The sequence below is a fragment of the Rhodanobacter lindaniclasticus genome (assembly GCF_004799035.1).
Lineage (GTDB): Bacteria > Pseudomonadota > Gammaproteobacteria > Xanthomonadales > Rhodanobacteraceae > Rhodanobacter > Rhodanobacter lindaniclasticus.
Genome location: NZ_MWIO01000104.1, coordinates 1 through 509 on the forward strand (window position 1 = coordinate 1; position 509 = coordinate 509).

The 509-nt window shown below is 66.8% G+C and carries 1 protein-coding gene; it reads right to left on the reverse strand.

What is annotated here, in order from left to right; translation table 11 throughout:
• A partial coding sequence (locus tag B1991_RS18535) for an amidase family protein (protein WP_246031239.1) occupies nt 1-509 on the reverse strand: 509 nt, incomplete at both ends.

A 509-nucleotide genomic window follows, 5' to 3' on the forward strand; every position in this document is an offset into this window, starting at 1 on the left:
AGATGCGTATAAGAGAAAGGGTTGTCGCTGATCGGCACGATGCCGCTGCGGCTGACCAGGCCAAGGGTAGGCTTGATGCCCACAATGCCGTTCATCGCCGCGGGGCAGATGATCGAGCCGTCCGTCTCGGTGCCGATCGCCACCGTGACCAACCCGGCCGCCACCGCAGCGCCGGAGCCAGCGCTGGAACCGCAGGGATTGCGATCGAGCACATAGGGATTCTTCGTCTGTCCGCCGCGCCCGCTCCAGCCGCTGCTGGCGTGGCTGGAACGGAAGTTGGCCCATTCGCTCAGGTTGGTCTTGCCCAGCACCAACGCGCCGGCCTTGCGCAAGCGTTCGACCAGACCGGCGTCGCGCAAGGCCGGCGCATCGACAAGCGCGAGTGAGCCAGCGGTGGTGAGCATGCGGTCGCCGGTGTCGATGTTGTCCTTCAGCAGTACCGGGACGCCGTAGAGGGGGCCGTGGGTCTTGGTGCGCTTTGCGTCGAGTGCCCCGGCCAGTTCCAGCGC